The organism is Streptomyces sp. NPDC051020, from assembly GCF_040683105.1.
Lineage (GTDB): Bacteria > Actinomycetota > Actinomycetes > Streptomycetales > Streptomycetaceae > Streptomyces.
In genome coordinates, this window is record NZ_JBFBCG010000008.1 from 46,161 (window position 1) to 67,090 (window position 20,930).

Consider the following 20,930-nt stretch of genomic DNA (forward strand, 5'->3'; position numbering starts at 1 on the left):
CAGACAATTCTGACCCATACCGCTGACAACCGTGCCGTGCCGACCGAACCCCGGACCGCCCGTGTACGTCCCGGACGGTATTGACAGGTCACTGGTCCAGACCGCAACGTGATCCGCGGCACGGACACCCCACCCCTGCGGAGAGGGCCTCCTCAATGAGCGACAGCAAGCTGGCCGGTCAGTTCTTCGATGCAGCGATCGGCCTGCTGGAGCGTGTACGCGACGAGGAGGCCGGCCCGATCGCGGCAACCGGGGCCGCGATCGCGGACACCGTCGAAGCCGGCGGCCGGCTCTTCGCGTTCGGCGCCGGCCACTCCTCCCTCGCCGCCCAGGACGTCGTCTACCGGGCCGGTGGACTGGCCCTGATGAACCTGCTCGCCGTGCCCGGCACACTCGGCGTCGACGTCATGCCGGCGACGCTCGGCTCGGCGCTGGAACGGGTCGAGGGGCTGGCCGGCGCCGTGCTCGACTCCAGCCCGGCGAGCGCCGGCGACCTGCTGGTGATCATCTCGCTCTCCGGGCGCAACGCGTTGCCCGTCGACATGGCGGTCAACGCGCGGGCACTCGGCCTGAAGGTCATCGGCGTCACGTCGGTCGCCTACGCGGACGGGACCCGGTCGCGGCACGTCTCGGGCGGGTTCCTGCGGGACCACTGCGACATCGTCGTCGACAGCAAGATCGCGATCGGCGACGCGGAGCTGACGGCGGAGGGCGTCGAGGCGCCGTTCGCGCCCGCGTCGACGGTGGTCACCAGTGCGGTGATGCAGGCCATCATGGCGACGGCCGCGGAGCGATTGGCCGAGCGGGGGATCGAGCCGCCGCTGCTGCGGTCGGGGAACGTCGATGGCGGGCACGAGTGGAACGGACGCGTGATGGCGGAGTACGCGGATCGGATCTTCTACCGGCACTGAGAGGAGGGCTGCGGCTTCCCCGGGTGGCCGGTTCCGTCCTCGAACGGCGGACGCGGGCCGGACCGGTGGCCCTACGGGGTTGCGGGCAGTACCTGGGACAGGTCCACCGCTGTGGCCACCCGGGCCGCCACGCTCTCCGCGTACGTCGCGTCCTGACGTTCGAAAGGGCTGCGGTTCGCCGCCCGGAGGAACGTCACCACGCCGAGCGTCCGGCCCCGGCTCCGCAGCACCGCGCACAGGGCATGGACCGAGTCGCCCGGCCACTGACGGTCCGCCGCCCAGGCCCCGGCCCGCGGCGCCGCACCGGCGCTCGCGCGAACCGAGCCCGTGCGGTCCACCGCCTCGAGCGCCGGGTGGCCCGGGGCGTAGCGGAGCGGAATGCCGCCTCCCGCCACGGGCCGGCACGGGCCGGGGGCGTCGGCGGGTGTCGCCGCCGCCCGGACCAGCCGCGCCCCCGCCACCAGGTCGATCAGGGCATGGTCGGCGAAGCCCGCGAGTGCGTAGTCCAGGTAGGACGTCGCCGCCTCCATCGGGTCCTCGCACTCGGCCGCCGACCGGCACGCCCGGTGCAGCTGGTTCGACCGGAACCGCACCCGGTCCGCCTCCTGCGCCGCCAGCCGCTCCGCCGTCACGTCCTGGAACAGCCAGCCGACCCCCAGCGGAACCAGCTCCTCCGCGAGCGGCGACGCCAGCTGCAGGAACCCGCTGCGCCAGCAGCGCCGCCGGTCCCCCGCGGCCGTCCGCAGCGTCACCCACAGGTCGGCGGGTGCGGGCGGCGGCCCCTCGGCCAGGACATGCTGCAGCGCGCCCTCCAGGTCCTCGACACCCTGCACCAGCAGCTCTCCGAGCGGGCGTCCCAGCATCGTCGTACGGCCACCGCCGAGCGCCCGCGCCGCATAGGCGTTGACGACCGTCGGCCGCAGGTCCACGTCGACGAGCACCACCCCCCAGGAGGCGTCCTCGAACAGCGCCTCGCTGAGGGCGATCGACCGCTCCAGGTCGATCTGGGCGTGCACCTCGCCGAACGCGCAGTAGACCCCGGCCGGCTTCCCGTCCGCGCCCCGCACCCCGGCCGACTGGGTCCGTACGAGCACCCGGCCGCCGTCCTTGCGCAGCAGTGCGAACTCGTGGACCTGGCGGCCCGGCGCGTCCATGGCCGCCATCAGCCGCCCGTGCACCTCACCCGCGTCCGCGTGGCGCACCGCCCACCCCGCGAACCCGGGCCGCCCCACCGCTTCCTCGGCGGTCCAGCCGAGAATCCGCTCGGCCTCACGGTTCCAGTGGGTGATCGCACCGCCCGCGTCGAACGCGCAGAGCGCCGCGTCCATGCCGTCGAGCAGCGCCGCGAGCAGCTCTGACCCGGGGATGGGATCGGGGCCGAGGGCGTCGGTGATCCCACTGCTCCTGGAAGCGCTCATCCCGGACCCCCTGCCGGACGTGTCCGCCGTTGCCACACGTCAGATCATTGAACTCGAACGTGACTCAGCACACATCGACTTCCGGGAAATCGGTGCTCCGAGGGATCTCAATAAATGGGTTGTGCGGTCCCGGAGAGGTTCCTAGTGTGGCCTTACACGTTGAAAGGAGGTGATCCGAAAAGTGCAGTCTTATCGGATTCGTGAGGTGGCTGCGGGCTGACAGCCCGTCGTCGCACTTCGTGCACCTCGGCAGGCTGTCTGCCGAAACCCAAGCAGTCACCGACCCGCGGGCTCGCCGGTAGATCCGGCCGGCTCCTCCGCAAGGAGGGACCAGAGCCCGCGGGTTTCTGCGTGTCCGGGGCCGGTCAGGGGCTGAGGCGTTCCACTCGCCAGCCCTCGCCCTCGCGTACGTACCGCAGCCGGTCGTGGAGACGGTTCTCGTGGCCCTGCCAGAACTCGATCGTCTCCGGCACGACACGGATGCCGCCCCACTCGGGGGGTGCGGGGATGTGTTCGCCCTCCGGGTAGCGGGCCGCCAGTTCCTCGTACCGGTCGATGAGTTCCTGGCGCGAGCCGATGACCGTCGACTGCTCGCTCGCCCAGGCGCCCAGCTGGGAGCCGTGCGGGCGGGTGCGGAAGTAGGCGACCGTCTCCTCGCGGGCGACACGGGCCGCAGTGCCCGTGATGATGACCTGGCGGGCCAGCGGGTGCCAGGGGAAGAGCAGGGAGACGTACGGGTTGGCGGCCAGCTCGCGGCCCTTGCGGGAGGCGTAGTTGGTGAAGAAGACGAAACCGCGGTCGTCGTACTTCTTCAGCAGCACCGTGCGGGAGGAGGGGCGGCCGTCGGGGGTGGCCGTGGAGACCACCATGGCGTTCGGTTCGTAGACCATTCCACCTGCGGCGATCTGCCGGAACCAGTGGGCGAACTGCTGCATGGGGTCGGCGTCGAGCGTGTCCTCGGTGAAGCCCTCGGAGCGGTACTGCTCGCGCATCGCGGCCGGATCGGTGGTGGAATCGGAAGGGGAATCTGCGGTGGGCACGGGGCCATCCTGCCGCAGGGGCCGAGTCTGCCCGGTATGGAGGGGTGTCAATCGCGCATGGATGAAGTGGGTGGCTGTGCCGGATGTCACGCTTCCCCGCATCGTGGGAACCCGCCAATACTTGGGGCAGGCCCCTGTGGCCTCCATACAGCCCGTCGATCGAGGGAGCCGCATGATGTCCGACTTCGTACCCGGACTCGAAGGAGTCATCGCGTTCGAGACGGAGATCGCCGAACCCGACAAGGAAGGCGGCTCGCTCCGTTACCGCGGGGTCGACATCGAGGATCTCGTCGGTCATGTGTCGTTCGGGAACGTGTGGGGTCTGCTCGTCGACGGGGCGTTCAACCCCGGGCTGCCGCCCGCCGAGCCGTTCCCGATCCCGGTCCACTCGGGTGACATCCGGGTCGATGTGCAGTCCGCGCTGGCCATGCTGGCGCCGGTCTGGGGGCTGAAGCCGCTCCTCGACATCGACGAGGAGACCGCCCGCAACGATCTGGCGCGGGCCGCCGTGATGGCGCTGTCCTACGTCGCCCAGTCGGCGCGCGGGCAGGGGCTGCCGATGGTCCCGCAGAGCGAGATCGACAAGGCGCAGTCCGTCGTCGAGCGGTTCATGATCCGCTGGCGCGGCGAGCCGGACCCGAAGCACGTCAAGGCCGTCGACGCGTACTGGACGTCGGCCGCCGAGCACGGCATGAACGCGTCCACGTTCACCGCCCGGGTCATCGCGTCGACCGGCGCCGATGTCGCGGCCGCGCTGTCCGGTGCGGTGGGCGCGATGTCGGGTCCGCTGCACGGCGGCGCCCCGTCCCGGGTCCTCGGCATGATCGAGGAGATCGAGCGGACCGGTGACGCCACCGCGTACGTGAGGAAGGCCCTGGACAAGGGTGAGCGGCTGATGGGCTTCGGACACCGGGTCTACCGGGCCGAGGACCCGCGGGCGCGCGTGCTGCGGCGTACGGCGAAGGAGCTGGGCGCGCCGCGGTTCGAGGTGGCGGAGGCGCTGGAGAAGGCCGCGCTGGAGGAGCTGCACGCGCGGCGCCCGGACCGGGTGCTGGCGACGAACGTGGAGTTCTGGGCGGCGATCATGCTGGACTTCGCGGAGGTTCCGGCGCACATGTTCACGTCGATGTTCACGTGTGCGCGTACGGCGGGATGGTCGGCGCACATCCTGGAGCAGAAGCGGACGGGGCGGCTGGTGCGGCCGTCGGCGAGGTATGTCGGTCCCGGGCCGCGCGACCCGCGGGAGATCGAGGGGTACGGGCAGATCACGGATCTGGCGAACTGACGGTCCCGGTACCGCGCAAGCCCGGCGGGATCCGAACTAGAGCTTGCCGCGGAGGGTGACGGTGCGGTGTCCGCCGAGGCGGCGCCGCACCTCCTGTTCGAAGCGGTAGGTCAGCTCCGCCCAGTTCCAGAAGGTGAGGCCGAGCTGCCCGCAGGCGTAGTAGTCGTCCTCCCAGCTCCAGCGGTCGATTCCGGAGGGCCGGCGGCAGGAGGGGCACTCCACGACGCCTTCGCCGCCGTTCACCCACGCGCCGAGCCGGCCCGCGAGCGGGGCCCAGGCGCTGCCGACGGGGCACCAGGTGTCGTCGACGAGGCGGATCTCGGTGGCACAGAGCGGGCAGGTGGCAGCTCCCGCGTCGCCCTGGCCGCTGTCGAAGACGGTGCGTCCGGTCGCGACGTAGAGGCCGTTGCTCCACAGCTCGACCGGCTCCGGGTCGTCGACGGCCTCGGCGTAGTTCGGACCAGGTGCGTTGCCGTAGCCGTCTCCGTCGAGGACACAGTCGGTGCGCTCGGCGCTGACGATTCCTTCGGTGATCAGCCAGTCGAGGAGCCCGGCGCCGAGTTGTGCGGCGTCCTGCTCGGTGGCGTCGAGGTCGACGATCGTCTGGAAGTAGTCACCCACAGGTCCCCCAAGGTCAGTCGAGTGCGTCGTCCACCAGTGCCGCCCACTGTGCCACGACCCTCTGACGCCGGGCGGTGTCATCGGTCAGCACGTTGGCCAGCCCGAGGCCGCGGGCCATGTCGAGGAGCCCCTGGACGGTTTCGCGTGCGCCGGGCTTCGTCTCGTCGGCGGCGAGGAGTTCGACGGCGATGCGGTGGGTCTCGCGGCCGACGCGGGCTTCGAGTTCGGTGACGCGGGGGCGGAGCTGGGCTTCGTTGGAGGCGGCGACCCAGAGTTGCAGGGCGGCGCGGAAGAGCGGACCGGTGTAGAGATCGACGAGGGCGGCGACGACAGCCGTACGGCCCTGGACGGGCAGGGCGCGCAGGGCGGCGGAGCGTTCCTCGGCGACGTATTCGACGGCGGCGGTGAACAGGTCCTCGCGGGTGGGGAAGTGGTGCTGGGCGGCGCCGCGGGAGACCCCGGCGTGTTCGGCGACGACGGAGACCGTGGAGCCTGCCCAGCCGTGTTCGGCGAGGCAGGCGACCGCGGCTTCGAGCAGCCGCTGGCGGGTGGCGCGGCTGCGGTCCTGCTTGGGGGTCCGGTCGGTGGGGGGCGTCACGGGGAACCTCCGGGGATGCCCCGGTCTTCGGGCCGGGAAGGATTCGGGCTCCTGTGGAGCAGGGCAGGGAAAGGCGATTCGCCGTCAGCGTGACTCGCCGTCAGCCGCGGTGGCGGCGCGATCGCTCTCCAAGCGGTACACGATTTCGGAGTTGAGGGACCTGCGGGCGGACTTGGCCTTGGCGACCAGCCACGCGTGGAGGTCGGCGGGAAGCCTGAGCGTGATGCGTACTTCGTGATCCATGTCCCGAATTCTAGTGGTACGGTGGTGGCATGATGACACCAGAGGCCGTTGAGGGAGCCGGACATGCCCGGTACGCCTACCGGCTTCGCGTGTCGTCGACCGCCCGTACGGCGCTGATGGCGGAGTGGGACCGGTGCCGGTGGATCTGGAACGAGTGCGTGGCCCGGTCGAAGAAGGCCCACACGGAGAACGACAAGTGCGGCCCCGCCGCGATGGACAAAATGCTGACCGAGGCCCGCGCCATCACACCGTGGTTGGCGGAGGGCTCCTCGGTGCCGCAACAACAGCTCGTCCGGGATTTCGGTAAGTCCCGCGCGAAGGCGCTGAAGGACATCAAGGACCGGCTGCCCATGGCACGCCGGGCCGGAATGCCGAAGTACAAGAAAAAGCGTGAGGCGCTGCCCACGCTGAACTACACGCGGCGCGGTTTCCGCCTCAAAGACGACCGTCTGTACCTCGCGGGCGGCATCGTCCTGACCGTGGTCTGGTCGCGGGACCTGCCCGCCGACCCATCCAGCGTGCGGGTGTACCGGGACAGTCTCGGGCACTGGTACGCCTCGTTCGTCGTCCTCGCCCAGGTGCGGCCGTTCCCGGAGACAGGCCGGGTGATCGGCGTGGACTGGGGCGTCAAGGAGACCGCGACCACCACATCGGACACGCACGACCTTCCGCACGCTCAGCACGGAAAAAACGCCGCGCAGCGCCTGGCCCGCTACCAGCGGATCACGGCCCGCCGCAGACCCGCGAAGGGGCAGGCCGGGTCGAAGGGCTACCGGGAGGCAAAGAAGCAGGTTGCCAAGCTGCACAAGAAGGTGGCCCGGCAGCGGCAGGACACTGCCCGCAAATGGGCGAAGAAGGTCGTGACCGACCACGACGCCATCGCGGTGGAGGACTTCCGGCCGAAATTCCTCGCCAGGACCACCATGGCCCGCAAGGCCGCCGACGCGGCAATCGGCGCCACCAAGACAGCCCTGATCGAAATGGGCCGCAAGCACGGACGGGATGTCCACCTCGTGCACCCCGCGCATACCACCATGGACTGCGCATCGTGCGGAGCGAGAACCAAGCACGCACTCCCTCTTTCGGAACGCATCTACACCTGCACCACATGCGGAGCCGTATCCCCCAGGGACAAGAACTCCGCCCACGTGATGCTCATCCGGGCTGGTCTGAACCCGGCTGGTGCTGAGGGCGTAGGACCTCCCGGAGCGCCGCTCCAGAAGGCGGCCTGAGCCAGGAATCCCCTCCCTCCAGGAAGGGGAGCAGTCAAAACACCCATGCGGGGTCCCGTCGTTCGAGGAAGGCCGTCATCCCCTCCCATGCCTCGGCGGAGGCGAAGAGTGCTGCCGAGCGGGCGATGAGGTCTTCGGCGTACTGGTCGAAACTCTCCCGCACAGTAGCTGTGACCAGCTCCTTCGATGCTGCCAGCCCCTGCGGTGAGGCCCGGCGCAGTCCGTCCAGTACGGGTACGAGTGCTTTGTCGACGTCCTCGGCGGCGATGGTGACGAGGGAGATGCGGGCCGCTTCGGTCGCGTCGAACAGTTCTCCGGTGAGGTAGTAGCGGGCGGCAGCCCTGGGGTCGGTGCGGGGCAGCAGTGCCATCGAGATCACGGCGGGGGCGAGGCCGAGCCGGGACTCGGTGAGGGCGAAGGTGGAGGCGGGTCCGGCGGCCGAGATGTCGCAGGCGCTGAGCAGTCCGAGGCCGCCCGCCCGGACGTGTCCCGTGACCCGGGCGACGACGGGCTTGGGCAATGCGACGATCTGCCGCATCAGGGCGACGAAGGCTGCCGGGTCGGGCGGTCCGGTGAGGTCGGCACCCGCGCAGAACGTGTTGCCGGTGTGGGTGAGGACGACTGCTCGTACGGTGTCGTCGGCCGCGCACGCCTTCAGGGCGGTGGAGAGCTCGCCGACCAGCTGCGCGGAGAGTGCGTTGCGGTTGGCCGGTGAGTTGAGGGTGAGGGTGGTGATGCCCCGGTCGTAGGTGGGATCAGCGAGCGGCGTCATGTGTCGGTCTCCTTCTCGCGGGACTTCTCGAACGACTTTCAGCCGGCAGCTGCGGCGTGGAGAGACAGAATGTCCTGCGTCAGTACGACTTGGGGAGCCCCAGGGACTGGTGGGAAACGTAGTTGAGGATCATTTCCCGGCTGACGGGTGCGATCCGGGCGACGCGGGCGGCGGTGATCAGGGACGCGAGCCCGTACTCGCGGGTGAGGCCGTTGCCGCCGAGGGTGTGCACGGCCTGGTCGACGGCCTTCACGCAGGCTTCGGCGGCGGCGTACTTCGCCATGTTGGCGGCTTCGCCCGCGCCGATGTCGTCGCCCTCGTCGTACAGCCTGGCGGCCTTCTGCATCATGAGCCGGGCCAGTTCGAGTTCGATGTGGGCCTGGGCGAGGGGGTGGGCGATGGCCTGGTGGGAGCCGATCGGGTCCTTCCACACCTGCCGGGTCTGCGCGTACTCGACGGCGCGGCCGAGCGCGTACCGCCCCATGCCGAGGGCGAACGCGGCGGTCATGATGCGTTCGGGGTTCAGTCCGGCGAAGAGCTGGAGCAGACCCGCGTCCTCTCCCCCGCTCTCGGCTTCGCCCGAGCGGGAGGTGCCCCCTCCGACGAGGGCGTCGGCGGGCAGCCGGACGTCGTCGAGCACAAGCTCGAACTGCTTCTCCGATGCCTGGAGTTCCATGTCGATCTGCGAGCGCCGGAAGCCGGGGGCGTCGCGCGGGACGATGAAGAGACAGGGCTTGAGCCTCCCCGTCCTGGCGTCCTCGGTGCGGCCGACGATGAGGGTGGCGTCGGCGATGTCGACGCCGGAGACGAAGACCTTTCGCCCGGTGAGCAGCCAGTCCTCGCCGTCGCGGCGGGCGGTGGTGGTGATGCGGTGGGAGTTGGATCCGGCGTCGGGTTCGGTGATGCCGAAGGCCATGGTGAGGGAGCCGTCCGCGAGGCCCGGGAGCCATCGCCGCTTCTGGGTGTCGGTGCCGAAGCGGGCGATGACGGTGCCGCAGATCGCCGGGGAGACCACCATCATCAGCAGCGGACTGCCCGCCGCACCCAATTCCTCAAGGACGATGGAGAGTTCGGCCATGCCGCTGCCGCCACCGCCGTACTCCTCCGGGAGGTTCACCCCGAGGTAGCCGAGCTTGGCCGCTTCGGTCCACAGTTCGCGGGGGTGGGCTCCGTCGCGCACGACGGACGTCATGTAGTCACGCCCGTACCGCTTTCCGAGTGCGGCGACGGCGGCGCGCAGGGCTTGCTGCTCTTCGGTTTCGAGGACGGTACTCATGGGGTCGGTTCCTCCTGTACGACGGCGAGCAGGGCGCCGACCTCCACCTGGAGGCCGGGTGCGGCGTGCAGTGCGGTGAGGGTGCCGGAGGCGGGGGCGAGAATGCGGTGTTCCATCTTCATCGCCTCCAGCCAGATCAGCGGTTGCCCCGCCTCGACCGCCGCGCCCGCCACGAGTCCGTCCGCGAGCCGGACGACGGTGCCGGGCATGGGGGCGAGCAGGGAGCCGGGGTCGGTGCGGTCGGTGGGTTCGGTGAAGCGGGGCAGGGCGGTGAAGGTGTACGAGCCGGTGGCGCCGTCCACGTACACCCGGTCCTGGTGGGCGGAGAGGCGGAAACGGTGGGTGACGCCGTCGTCCGTCTCGACGGTGACGTGGTCGGGGGTGACGGTGAGGATCCGGGCGCCGGGGGCTTCGATCGCGCCGCCGCGGGTGGTGCGGTAGGCGACCTCGTGTTCGGTGCCGTCGGGTTCGCTGCGGTAGCGCCTGGTCTGGGGTTGCGAGGGGACATTGCGCCAAGCTCCGAAGCGGGAGCCCGGGTACGGGGTGGACGCCGCCGGGGGGCGTGGGGGGTTGGCACCGGTGTGTGGCTTCCACGGGGTGCCGGGGGAACCCGGGTACGGGGTGGACGCCGCCGGGAGGCGTGGGGGGGTGGCGCCGGTGTGTGGCTTCCACGGGGTGCCGGGGGAACCCGGGTACGGGGTGGACGCCGCCGGGAGGCGTGGGGGGTTGGCACCGGTGTGTGGCTTCCATGGGGTGCCGGGGGCGCGGTGGCGGGTGGCGTCGGCGGCGGTTGCGGCGAGGGCGGCGAGGCTCCGGTCCGTGGCGTCGTCGGGGGTGGCCGTGAGGGCGTCCAGATGGCGGTCGTAGAAGCCGGTGTCGAGGCGGGCGGCGGTGAAGTCGGGGTGGCGCAGGGACCGTACGAGCAGGTCGCGGTTGGTGACCGGTCCGTGGATGCGGGTGCGTTCCAGGGCGCGGGCGAGGAGCCGTACGGCCTGGGTGCGCGTGGGGGCGTGAGCGATGACCTTGGCGAGCATCGGGTCGTAGTGCACGCCGATGGTGTCGCCGCCGGTGTAACCGGTGTCCAGGCGCAGTCCGGGTTCGTCCGGTACGTCGAGGGTGTGCAGCGGCCCGGTCCGGGGCTGCCAGTCGCGGGCGGGGTCCTCGGCGTAGAGCCGGGCCTCGACGGCGTGCCCGTGCGGAGCGGGGGGCGCGGGGGCCGGGAGGGGTTCGCCTTCGGCGACGGAGAGCTGCAGGGCGACGAGGTCGAGGCCGAAGACGGCTTCGGTGACGGGGTGTTCGACCTGGAGGCGGGTGTTCATCTCCAGGAAGCAGGGGCGCCCGTCGGCGGTGACGAGGAACTCGACGGTGCCCGCGCCGCGGTAGCCGACGGCTCGGGCGGCGGCGGTCGCCGCGTCGTGCAACCGGGTGCGCAGCGCCTCGTCGAGGCCGGGTGCGGGTGCTTCCTCGATGACCTTCTGGTGGCGGCGCTGGAGCGAGCAGTCGCGGGTGCCGAGCGCCCATACGGTGCCGTGCTCGTCGGCCATGATCTGGACCTCGACGTGACGGCCGCGCTCGACGTACGGCTCGGCGAAGATTTCCCCGTCCCCGAAGGCATTCGCCGCCTCGGCCGCGGCAGCCGCCATCTCGCCGGGCAGCGCGCTCAGTTCCCGTACGACCCGCATCCCGCGCCCGCCGCCACCGGCCGCGGCCTTCAGCAGCAGCGGCAGATCGTCCGCGGTCGCCTTCGCCGGGTCGACGGGGGCGAGCAGCGGCACTCCGGCGGCGGCCATCAGCTCCTTGGCGCGGGTCTTGGACGCCATCATCTCGATGGCCTTGGCCGGCGGACCGACCCAGAGGAGGCCGGCGTCCTGCACGGCCCGGGCGAACCCGGCGTTCTCGGAGAGGAACCCGTAGCCGGGGTGCACGGCGTCGGCGCCCGTGGCGAGCGCGGCACGTACGACGAGATCGCCGCGCAGATACGTGTCGGCGGGGACGGTCCCCGGCAGCCGTACGGCCGCGTCCGCTTCCCTGACATGCAGCGCGTCGGCATCGGCGTCGGAGTGCACGGCGACGGTGGCGATGCCCAGGGCGCGGCAGGTCCGGAAGATCCGGCAGGCGATCTCGCCCCGATTGGCGACGAGCAGGGTGCTGATCATGGTCGTCCTCACATCCGGAAGATGCCGAAGCCGCCGCGGGCGCCATCGACCGGGGCGGTGTGGATCGCGGACAGGCAGATCCCGAGGACGGTCCTGGTGTCGCGCGGGTCGATGACCCCGTCGTCGTACAGCCGCCCGGAGAGGAACATCGGCAGCGACTCGGACTCGATCTGCTGCTCCACCATGGCGCGCAGCCCGGCGTCGGCCTCGTCGTCGTAGGGCCGTCCCTTCGCGGCGGCGGAGGCGCGGGCGACGATGGAGAGCACGCCCGCGAGTTGCTGCGGTCCCATGACGGCGGATTTGCTGCCCGGCCAGGCGAAGAGGAAGCGGGGGTCGTAGGCGCGCCCGCACATGCCGTAGTGCCCGGCCCCGTACGAGGCGCCCATCAGGACGGACAGGTGCGGGACCCTGGAGTTGGACACCGCGTTGATCATCATCGCGCCGTGCTTGATGATGCCGCCCTGCTCGTACTCCTTGCCGACCATGTAGCCGGTGGTGTTGTGAAGGAAGAGGAGGGGGATGTCGCGCTGGTTGGCGAGCTGGATGAACTGGGCGGCCTTCTGCGACTCCTCGCTGAACAGGACGCCCTGGGCGTTGGCGAGGATGCCGACGGGGTAGCCGTGCAGTCGGGCCCAGCCGGTGACGAGGCTCGTCCCGTACAGCGGTTTGAACGCGTCGAAGTCCGAGCCGTCGACGAGCCGGGCGATGACCTCGCGTGGGTCGAACGGGACCTTCAGGTCGTCGGGCACGATGCCGAGGAGCTCCTCCTCGTCGTACTTCGGCGGTTCGGCGGGTCCCGGATCGGCGTGTGCCTTGCGCCAGTTGAGCCGGGCGACGATCCGCCGCGCCTGGCGGAGCGCGTCGTGCTCGTCGACGGCGAAATGATCGGCGAGCCCGGAGGTGCGGGCGTGCATGTCGGCGCCGCCGAGGGACTCGTCGTCGCTCTCCTCGCCGGTCGCCATCTTCACGAGCGGCGGTCCGCCGAGGAAGACCTTGGACTGCTCCTTGATCATGACGGTGTGGTCGGACATGCCGGGGACGTACGCCCCGCCGGCGGTCGAGTTCCCGAACACGACCGCCACGGTCGGGATTCCGGCGGCGGAGAGCCGGGTGAGGTCGCGGAAGAGTGCGCCGCCGGGGATGAAGATCTCCTTCTGGGACGGCAGGTCCGCCCCGCCCGACTCGACCAGGCTGATGCAGGGCAGCCGGTTGGCGAAGGCGATCTCGTTGGCGCGCAGGGCCTTCTTCAGGGTCCAGGGGTTGGAGGCGCCACCGCGTACGGTGGGGTCGTTGGCGGTGATCAGGCACTCCACACCCTCGACGACGCCGATGCCGGTCACGAGCGAGGCGCCCACCGCGTACTCGCTGCCCCAGGCGGCGAGCGGCGACAGTTCCAGGAACGGGGTGTCGGGGTCGACGAGCAGCTCGATCCGTTCCCGGGCGAGGAGCTTGCCGCGCCTGCGGTGCCGCTCGATGTACTTCTCGCCGCCGCCCGCGAGGGCCTTGGCATGCTCGGTGTCGAGGTCGGCGAGCTTGGCGAGCATGGCGGTGCGGTTGGCGGCGTATTCGGGGCTCGCGGTGTCGAGCCCGGTGGCCAGGACGGTCATGCGTGCGCCTCCGGTGCGTCGGTGGATTCGAGCAGGCTCACGGGGACGGGGAGGTGCCGGGACCGCAGCCACTCCCCCACCGCCTTGGCCTGCGGATCGAAACGGGCCTGCGCGGCGACGCCTTCGCCGAGGAGGCCGTGGACGACGAAGTTCAGGGCGCGGAGGTTCGTCAGGACGTGCCGCACAACGGTCAACCCGGCGGTCTCCGGGAGCAGTTCCTGGAACCGCTCGACGGTGAGTTCATGCGCGAGCCAGCGCCAGGCGTCGTCGGTTCGGACCCAGACGCCGACGTTGGCGTCCCCGCCCTTGTCGCCGCTGCGGGCGCCCGCGATGCGGCCGAGCGGGGCGAGCCGGGTGATCCCGGTGGGCAGCGGCTCCGGAAGAGCGGGCTCGTCCACGCCCTCGAGTTCCCTCACCTGTACCGGTGTTGCCATGTCCTCCCGCCGCCCGTCCGGCAGTACGGCGACGTGGTCGACCTCTCCCGCCGGTACGTACCTCGCCTCGAACACCCCGTAGGGCGCGCCCTTGCCGGGCGGGGCGGTGACATGGAAGCCCGGGTAGCTGCCGAGGGCCAGTTCGATCGCGGCCCCGGAGACGGTGCGTCCCACCGTCTCCGGGTCCTGGTCGCGGACGACGAGACGGAGCAGGGCGCCGGCGGTCTCCTCGGTGTCGGCGTCGGCCCTGTCGGTCCGGGCCAGCTCCCACCGCACCTCGTCGGGTTCCGTACCGCTCCGGGTGAGTGCCTGCGCGAACTGGTCCTGCACCAGCTGTGCCTTGGCCTCGATGTCGAGTCCGGTGAGCACGAAGACGACCTCGTTGCGCCAGCCGCCGAGCCGGTTGAGCCCGACCTTGAGCGTGGGCGGCGGAGCCTCGCCACGCACTCCGGAGATCCGTACGCGGTCCGGTCCGTCCTGGGTCAGCCGTACGGTGTCGAGCCGGGCGGTCACGTCCGGTCCGGCGTACCGGGCGCCTTGGGTCTCGTACAGCAGTTGGGCGGTGACGGTCCCGGTGTCGACGAAGCCGCCCGTGCCGTCGTGCTTGGTGATGACGGACGTCCCGTCGGCGTGGATCTCGGCGAGCGGGAAGCCGGGCCGGCGGATGTCGTGGCCGCGGAAGAAAGAGTAGTTCCCGCCGGTCGCCTGGGTGCCGCACTCCAGCACATGCCCGGCGACGACGGCACCGGCGAGCGCGTCGTGGTCGTCGGGTTCCCAGCCGAAGTGGGCCGTGGCGGGACCCGTGACGAGGGCGGCGTCGGTGACCCGGCCGGTGACGACGACATCGGCCCCGGCGCGCAGGCAGGCGGCGATGCCCGCGCCCCCGAGGTACGCGTTGGCGGTGAGGAACCCATCGGGGACGGGCAGGCTGTCGCCCTCGACATGCGCGACGCACACCGGCACGCCCACCTTGTCCGCCAACTCCCGGACCGCTTCGGCCAGTCCGGCCGGGTTGAGCCCTCCGGCGTTGGCGACGATCTTCACCCCGCGCTCGTGCGCGAGCCCGAGACCCTCTTCGAGCTGGCGCAGGAAGGTGGTGGCGTACCCGCGGTTCGGGTCCTTGATTCGGCTCCACCCGAGGATGAGCATGGTCAGTTCGGCGAGATAGTCGCCGGTGAGGACGTCGAGGGGGCCGCCGGTGAGCATCTCGCGCATGGCGTCGAAGCGGTCGCCGTAGAAGCCGGAGGCGTTCCCGATCCGCAGCGGCGCGGCGGTCACCGCGCTCCGCCCTTGGGTGCGCGACCGGGACCGGGCGGCCCGGCGAAGGCCTGTGCGATGTCGAGCCACTGGTCGGCGTCGGCGCCGACAGCGCGCACGGCCAGGTCGTCGCGGTGGGCGCGCTGGGTGGCGAGCAGACAGAAGTCGTACAGCGGACCGGTGACGCGCTGCGTGGCACCCTCGGGTCCGTAGGCGATCAACTCTCCGCCGGGCGCGACCAGTTCGACCCGGAACTCTTCGCCGGGCGGCTTGATCCCTCGCGCGAGGAACGCGTAGTCACGGGCCCGCACCCCGATCCGGGCGACATGCCGCAGCCGGGCGGTCGGGGCGCGCACGGCGCCGAGGGCGTCGGCGATGTCCTGTCCGTGCGCCCAGGTCTCCATGAGTCGCGCGGTTGCCATGGACGCGACGCTCATGGGCGGGCCGTACCACGGGATGCGGGCGCCGGGCGGGGCGTCGCGCAGGGCGCGCGCGAGCCGTTCACGCCCGTCGCGCCAGCGCGCGAGCAGCGCGGCCGGCTCCGCGGCAACGATCTCCTCGGCAGCCTGATCGACAAAGCTGTCGGGGGACGCCTGGGCCTTGGCCGCCTCCACCGCGAAGGCGTCCGGATCGGCGACGGCGAGCAGGGCGACCTCGTCGGTCCAGGTCAGATGGGCGATCTGATGGGCGACGGTCCAGCCTGCGGCGGGGGTCGGCCCGGCCCATTGCCCGGCACTCAACTCTCCTACCAACAGGTCGAGTTCGTCACTCTCGCTGCGCAGATCGTCGAGCACGGCTGCGGCGTCGGACACGGTGCGCTCCCCTCGGGGCGTGGCGGTGTGCCGAGGAGCATGTCAGCGGACCAGGAAACAAGCAAGCATGCTTGCATTGTTTGATCCTCTTCATGCACTTAACTCAGTCGGGTGGCCAGGGGCCTGGTAGTCCGGCTCGCCCTTCCGTCCCACCCGGTGCCCAGCCCCCTCTCGCCTGGCCGCGAGGAGGGCCGCTCGCCCCGTGTCACGTCGATCGGCGCGCGAGCGGCCCTCGGAGGGATTGCCGTCTGCTAGCACAAGCAGGGATCGGTGCCCCAACCCAGCCCGAGGATGTCCTTGTCCCTCAGGGCGCCGGCGTACGCCTGGATCTCGTCGACGTCGCCGTGCAGGTACTCGCCCCAACCGTTTGCGGTGTGGGCGCGCCCCACCTGCAACGGGCCGGTGCTGTGCCAGCCGTTGGGAAAGTTCGCGGTCGCCTGCGCGTTGGTGTGCCCGTCGAGGTAGAGCCTGATCTTGTCGGTCGCGTCGTCGTAGACCACGGCCAGCCGGTGACCCTGGCCCTCGCCGCCGTCCGCCGCCTGGATCCGGGACACCACCGTCTCGGCCGCGCCCGCCTCGTCCTTTTCCGGCACGACCAACTGCCAGGCGTGCGTCGACGGCTCGTAACGCACCTTGAAGGCATCGGTGTGCTCACCGGCCTGGGACAACACGGTCATCGGGTGGGCCGGTTCGGAGTCCGCCAGCCGTACGACCACCCCGAGGGTGAAGCTGTCCCCGGTGTCCAGGACCGGCCCGTCGGTGGCGGCGTGTCCGCCCTCGCCATCCAGCCTCAGATGCCCGTCACCGACCAGCGCGGGCGGCACGTAGGGGCAGTCGGGATCGAGCTCAGGGATGCAGGAGCTTTCAGAGGCCCGGTGGATCGTCGCCCCCGGGGCGAGCCGAAGGGGCGCGCCACCTTTCTGCTCGGGGCTGGCGCCGCCCGTAGTGGTTTCCAGTGACCAGCGCCCGAGCAGCTTGGGCGTCCGGCGTGCGAGCTCGGCCGCCTCGTCCGGCACCACGACCCGGTCGTGGACCCGGACGTCACCGATGTCGCCGTGCCAGCGATCGCGGTAGACGGATCCGGTCCGTACGCGGCCGATCTGGAACGCGCCGGTCGCCTCGGCAGGTGCGGCCTCGACCTTGGTGCCGACCTCGTAGCCGTTGACGTACAGCTGGGCTCGGCCGGTCTCGGCGTCGTAGAGCCCCAGCAGATGGGCCCACTCACCGGTTTCCGGAGCGCCGCCCGACACCTGCGCGTCACCGATGGCGAACGACCAGGCGGCACCGGAGCCGCCGCTGCGCAGTCCGAGGGCGAAGCCGGCCCCCCTGCCCGTGTCCTGACTGGCGACCGTCATGGTGCGGTCGGTCTGGGCGGGGCGCACCCAGGCGCTGACGGCAAAGGTCCTGCGGGTGTCGACGGCCGGGGCGCCCGGGGTGAGGAAGCCGTGGCTGCTGCCGTCGAGGCCGGCCGTGGAGTTGACGCGGGTGCCCTCGGGTGCCGGACTGCCGAAGGTCACACCGGTACCGGCGCGGGCGGCGGTGCCGACCTCGGCCGCGGCGGTCGTGGATCCCGCCGCGTCGTCCAGTTTCCAGTGGGCCACGGGGGCGCGGCCGGACTTCACCATGAAGGAGTACGTGGTCGTCCCGCTGCTGCGTCCCGACCGGTCGATCGCACGGACGCTCAGGCGGTCCGGAGCGGGCCTCAGCGGCAGGAAGCGGATGGTGGCGGGCCCGCCCATCTCGTCGGGACGCGCGGTCGCGTACGTGTCACCGAGGAAGTTGTAGCGGTACTCGACGACGTCCGGCGACGGGGATACCATGGTGAAGCTGCCGTAGACGCCGACGCCGTCCTGGAACTGGTCCTCCGGGTAGTCCGGCGAGGTGACGACTGCTTTCGCCGGGCTCTCGTCGTCATACACGAACTGGCAGACCGATCCCTCGGCGTCGGAGCTCCACGCGGAGCTCGCGGTGCCGTCGTTCGCGCGGACGTGCCAGGAGACGACGGTGTTCGCCGGGATGTCCTGCGGCATACGCCAGATCTGCCGGACCCCCGACAGCGTCGCGGGCGTGGTGTACGTGCGGCGCTGCTCGACCCCGGCGGAGTCCGTCCACCAGGCCTCGAAGTCGCCCTTGACCAGGTTGGCCTCGGCAGGCTGGTTGTCCTCCTCCGGGTCGTACAGCACAGCGGTGAGCGTGGGCGGTTCCGCGACGTAGACCTTCTCGTCACCGGCCGCGCACGCCTCGCTGCCCGTCTGCAGATCCTGGACGAGCGGCTGCTTCGGCGGCAGATTGTCCGCCGCGTACGCCGGGCCGGACGCGGACGCCACGACCGCCGCCACACAGCATCCCACCGCCAGCCCTCTGCCACCCAGCCTTCTATTTTCGGACAAGTGTCCCCCCTCTATGTGAACTTGATGCCCATGGATCACACGAGCCACCGGAGGCTAACAGGGGCCGCTGACACCGCCGCAGCGGTTTTCCCGCCGGGATGCCGGGGTCTCAGTCCAGTACCGGCAGCAACCGATGTGCAGTTGACAGACCATCCCCGGCCGGGCCGGGACCCGGCTGCTAGCCTCCGCCGATGACTGACGAACCTCGCACCGCGAGCGTGCGTTTCGACGACAACAGGCTTGTCCTGGAGCGGTATCGGGACGAGAACGGCATCTACTACGCCTTCCCGGACGACGGCCGGACCGCCGCCGGACCATCGGTCGCCCTGTCCCTGACCGAGGCGCTGCACGCCCGGGTCCGTCCGGTCGGCACCGCGGAGAGGGTCCTGCGCGCCTGGTCGCAAGGGTCGCTCACGCAGGGCGCGGCCGCCCTGGACGACCCGACCGCGGCCGCGCCGACCCGGGTCCGCGGCGGGGCGATCGTCATCCGTGACCGGCGGATGCTGCTCATCAGCCTCGACGAGGGCGGCCGGACCCGGTACGAGATAACTGGAGTACGGGCGGGTTCCCTGAGGGGCTGATCCGCGCGTCGTTCCATTTCAGCTGGCAGGAGGGTCGATGGGCTCCTGCATCGGCCTCTCAGGATGTTGGGCCGTTCTCCTGAATTTCAGGACTCTCTGCTGTAATTTCAACGTCCGTGGCAGATCCCGGGACTCGAGTGCTCTCCCTCGTACCGCCTCTCAGCGAACCGTCGACCGCAGAGGCGGAGTTGCTGGGAGGCGAGCCAGGGCTGAGCGATGTGCTGTTGCTGCAGCGCCGGTACGCAGGCGGGGCGGACGAGGAAGACGAGCAGCTGTTCTTCATGGACGCGCTGGTCGAGTACCAGTGGGCGCGAGATGTGGCGGGTCTGGCGTCCTCCACCCTGGACGGGCTGACGAAGCCAGTGATCGAGGTGTGCGACCACTACGGTGTCGTGCCGTGGCGGCTGACGCCCCGCCACGTCGACGGGTACTTCGCCGGAGTCGGCAAACGCCAGGCACCGACGGTGCGATCGAAGCTGAACAGGATCGACCACTTCTTCGCATTCCTGGAGCAACGCTACGCGCACGAGATCTTCCAGCGGTTCGGGGCGGCGGTCGAGTCGCCGGTCGATCCGTTCAACCGACACGCACACCGCGGTGATTTCGGCCTGCGGGTGCCACCGTCGGCCCGGGCGGTCAACGAGTTCTTCGCCCGTTGGCGGCGGGAGCTGGCGCACGCCCGCAAGGAGGCGGTGGCGTGCAGGGACTACGTGATGGCGAAGTTGATCTACATCTCCGGGGTGCGGGCTTCGGAGCTGTGCCAGATGCGCATGAAGGACCTGCACTGGGAGGCCGGCGACTTCGGGCGGTTCGTCGTCCAGGGCAAGGGCGCCCGAGGGTCGGGGCCGCGGCAGCGAGAGGCGTTTCTGTTCGCCGAGGGACGTGAGTTGCTGTGGTGGTACGTGGAGGAAGTCCGCGGGTTGTTCTCGGACGACCCGGAGCACCCTGAGTCGCCGGTGTGGCCTTCTGAGCGCCTGGCGCGAGATCTCGGCGGCATGCCGAACCCCGTCGGCCCGGCGGTGACAACATCGACGCTACGGAAGGCACTGGTGAGAGCCTCGGAGGCCCACCTGGCAGGTCCGGTCGAGCGGATCTTTCCTCATCTGCTTCGGCATGCTTGTGCCACACACCGTTACGAGGCGGGGATGTCGCTGTGGGAGGTGCAGAAGTTGCTCGGCCATGACTGGACGACGACCACGGTTCGGTACATTTTGTCAGCTCAGAGCGATCCAGAGATGGCCAGCCGACGTTCGTCGGCGCGGGCCGCACAGCGACTGCGCGTGGACACGGGGGGGTCTGTCGTGAAGTGGAACCTGCGGTGGGCGGCGGCCAACCGAGGCATCTGGAGGCCCAGTGACCTGATGCCCGTGTTCAAAGAAGTCGGTTTCACTCCGTCGATGTCGAAGGTGTCCGCGCTCTGGTCGGGCACACCGGTAACGGTGCGGTTGGACGACCTGGACCTGATCTGCGCTGCTCTTCAGTGCACGGTCGCGGACCTGCTCGTCGCCGAACCTGTAGCCGGGAAGACGCCGGTGGCCCAGGACGAGGGACTCGCGACGGCCGCAGGTGAGTCGCCCAGGCCAGTGCCGCGCCGGTCCACCGGGGCGGGGCGGCCCCGGTCACTCCCACCGAACTGAGGTGGCCCCAAGACGAAAGCGCCCCAAGCGCCTGCCCTCGCTGGGGCAGTGCGCCGGCTGCCTCGGCTGGGGGCTGCGGGTCCAGTCACCGTTCTGCTCCCCCTGCCACCAGTGGCGCTCCAAACGGAACCATCCGGAGGGCGAGTGCAGACGGTGTAAGCGGCTGTGGCGCATCAACGATGAAGGCTTCTGCCGGGCGTGTGTCGTAGCTGTCACCGAGTACGACGCGGCCTGGTACTTCGAACCCGCAAGGGCCGCAGAGCAGCCGGCATGGACCCAGCTCGCGTTCTGTCTGCCCGCTTCCGTCCGTCGGCCTGCCTTGCCCACCGGTACCTACCGCCTGCAGACTGACGGCCGCTACCACGCACCTGGCTGGGCACGCGCTCAGCGCCCCACCCTCGTCGGGGACGATGAGCGGATCTGCCCGCCGGCAGTGCGTGGACAGGTGGCCCTGTTCCCTGCGCCGTACCGGCTGCTGGAGCGCCACGCCGTCGCGATTCGCAGCCGATTCCAAGACGATCTGATCCGACTCAAACCGCTGGTCGGTCAAGTGCAGGCCGAGCACTGCCTGGGGCGTGCCTGGCGCGTCAGTGCCGTGAACATGTTGGCCCTTGCGCTGGCGGCGCGCGATGCCGCCGGTCAGGGCGTGGTTGACGCCGC

The 20,930-nt window shown here is 70.8% G+C and carries 17 protein-coding genes and 1 pseudogene; 6 read left to right on the forward strand and 12 right to left on the reverse strand.

Translation table 11 applies throughout. The annotated features are described in order from the left end of the window. Window positions 1-155 precede the first annotated feature (155 nt). Window positions 156-911, forward strand: coding sequence for an SIS domain-containing protein (locus tag AB0N06_RS06815; RefSeq protein WP_366133625.1), 756 nt, complete (start codon window positions 156-158; stop codon window positions 909-911). A gap of 71 nt (window positions 912-982) precedes the next feature. On the opposite strand, the gene AB0N06_RS06820 is transcribed toward AB0N06_RS06815, so the two are convergent. Next, window positions 983-2,329: a PAS domain-containing protein gene (locus AB0N06_RS06820; protein ID WP_366133626.1), complete on the reverse strand. Its 1,347-nt coding sequence runs from the start codon at window positions 2,327-2,329 to the stop codon at window positions 983-985. A 365-nt stretch (window positions 2,330-2,694) separates the two neighbouring features. After that, window positions 2,695-3,321 (reverse strand): pyridoxamine 5'-phosphate oxidase, encoded by a 627-nt coding sequence (gene pdxH, locus AB0N06_RS06825; RefSeq protein WP_366133709.1) that lies wholly within the window; start codon window positions 3,319-3,321, stop codon window positions 2,695-2,697. 223 nt (window positions 3,322-3,544) lie between these two features. On the opposite strand from pdxH, the gene AB0N06_RS06830 reads away from it, so the two are divergent. After that, window positions 3,545-4,654, forward strand: a complete 1,110-nt coding sequence (locus AB0N06_RS06830; protein WP_366133710.1) for a citrate synthase 2 — start codon at window positions 3,545-3,547, stop codon at window positions 4,652-4,654. Between the two features lie 36 nt (window positions 4,655-4,690). Here AB0N06_RS06830 and AB0N06_RS06835 read toward each other — a convergent pair whose 3' ends face one another. The 3 genes from AB0N06_RS06835 to AB0N06_RS06845 form a co-directional block, all read right to left on the reverse strand. After that, complete coding sequence (locus tag AB0N06_RS06835; protein ID WP_366133627.1) at window positions 4,691-5,275, reverse strand: hypothetical protein; 585 nt, start codon at window positions 5,273-5,275, stop codon at window positions 4,691-4,693. A 13-nt stretch (window positions 5,276-5,288) separates the two neighbouring features. After that, window positions 5,289-5,873 (reverse strand): TetR/AcrR family transcriptional regulator, encoded by a 585-nt coding sequence (locus AB0N06_RS06840; RefSeq protein WP_366133628.1) that lies wholly within the window; start codon window positions 5,871-5,873, stop codon window positions 5,289-5,291. An 84-nt stretch (window positions 5,874-5,957) separates the two neighbouring features. Further along, window positions 5,958-6,116 (reverse strand): Arc family DNA-binding protein, encoded by a 159-nt coding sequence (locus AB0N06_RS06845; protein ID WP_366133629.1) that lies wholly within the window; start codon window positions 6,114-6,116, stop codon window positions 5,958-5,960. Window positions 6,117-6,148: 32 nt separating this feature from the next. On the opposite strand from AB0N06_RS06845, the gene AB0N06_RS06850 reads away from it, so the two are divergent. Beyond that, on the forward strand, window positions 6,149-7,348 hold the full coding sequence (locus AB0N06_RS06850) for a transposase (protein WP_366133711.1): 1,200 nt from the start codon (window positions 6,149-6,151) through the stop codon (window positions 7,346-7,348). 34 nt (window positions 7,349-7,382) lie between these two features. On the opposite strand, the gene AB0N06_RS06855 is transcribed toward AB0N06_RS06850, so the two are convergent. The 7 genes from AB0N06_RS06855 to AB0N06_RS06885 all read right to left on the reverse strand — a co-directional run bounded on the left by AB0N06_RS06855 (window position 7,383) and on the right by AB0N06_RS06885 (window position 17,482). Then, window positions 7,383-8,120, reverse strand: a complete 738-nt coding sequence (locus tag AB0N06_RS06855) for an enoyl-CoA hydratase family protein (protein WP_366133630.1) — start codon at window positions 8,118-8,120, stop codon at window positions 7,383-7,385. A 79-nt stretch (window positions 8,121-8,199) separates the two neighbouring features. After that, window positions 8,200-9,396, reverse strand: a complete 1,197-nt coding sequence (locus AB0N06_RS06860; RefSeq protein ID WP_366133631.1) for an acyl-CoA dehydrogenase family protein — start codon at window positions 9,394-9,396, stop codon at window positions 8,200-8,202. Further along, entirely contained in the window at window positions 9,393-11,552 is a 2,160-nt protein-coding gene (locus AB0N06_RS06865) for a biotin carboxylase N-terminal domain-containing protein (RefSeq protein WP_366133632.1), read from the reverse strand. The genes AB0N06_RS06860 and AB0N06_RS06865 overlap by 4 nt, the downstream gene beginning before the upstream one ends. Before the next feature lie 8 nt (window positions 11,553-11,560). Continuing rightward, window positions 11,561-13,159, reverse strand: coding sequence for a carboxyl transferase domain-containing protein (locus AB0N06_RS06870; RefSeq protein WP_366133633.1), 1,599 nt, complete (start codon window positions 13,157-13,159; stop codon window positions 11,561-11,563). Continuing rightward, window positions 13,156-14,808, reverse strand: coding sequence for an acyclic terpene utilization AtuA family protein (locus tag AB0N06_RS06875; RefSeq protein ID WP_366133712.1), 1,653 nt, complete (start codon window positions 14,806-14,808; stop codon window positions 13,156-13,158). Before AB0N06_RS06875 ends, AB0N06_RS06870 begins: the two co-directional genes overlap by 4 nt. Window positions 14,809-14,867: 59 nt before the next feature. After that, the gene (locus AB0N06_RS06880) at window positions 14,868-15,662 is read right to left on the reverse strand and encodes a TIGR03084 family metal-binding protein (RefSeq protein ID WP_366133634.1); all 795 of its coding nucleotides are present in this window, start codon (window positions 15,660-15,662) and stop codon (window positions 14,868-14,870) included. A 251-nt stretch (window positions 15,663-15,913) separates the two neighbouring features. Further along, entirely contained in the window at window positions 15,914-17,482 is a 1,569-nt protein-coding gene (locus tag AB0N06_RS06885) for a LamG domain-containing protein (protein ID WP_366133713.1), read from the reverse strand. Window positions 17,483-18,243: 761 nt separating this feature from the next. Here AB0N06_RS06885 and AB0N06_RS06890 point away from each other — a divergent pair. The 3 genes and pseudogenes from AB0N06_RS06890 (at window position 18,244) to AB0N06_RS06900 (ending at window position 20,270) form a co-directional block, all read left to right on the forward strand. Then, complete coding sequence (locus AB0N06_RS06890) at window positions 18,244-18,633, forward strand: hypothetical protein (RefSeq protein WP_366133635.1); 390 nt, start codon at window positions 18,244-18,246, stop codon at window positions 18,631-18,633. Window positions 18,634-18,914: 281 nt separating this feature from the next. After that, window positions 18,915-19,838, forward strand: a pseudogene (locus AB0N06_RS06895) (site-specific integrase); the annotation flags it as partial. 96 nt (window positions 19,839-19,934) lie between these two features. Next, window positions 19,935-20,270, forward strand: coding sequence for a helix-turn-helix transcriptional regulator (locus AB0N06_RS06900; RefSeq protein ID WP_351153276.1), 336 nt, complete (start codon window positions 19,935-19,937; stop codon window positions 20,268-20,270). Window positions 20,271-20,930 lie beyond the last annotated feature (660 nt).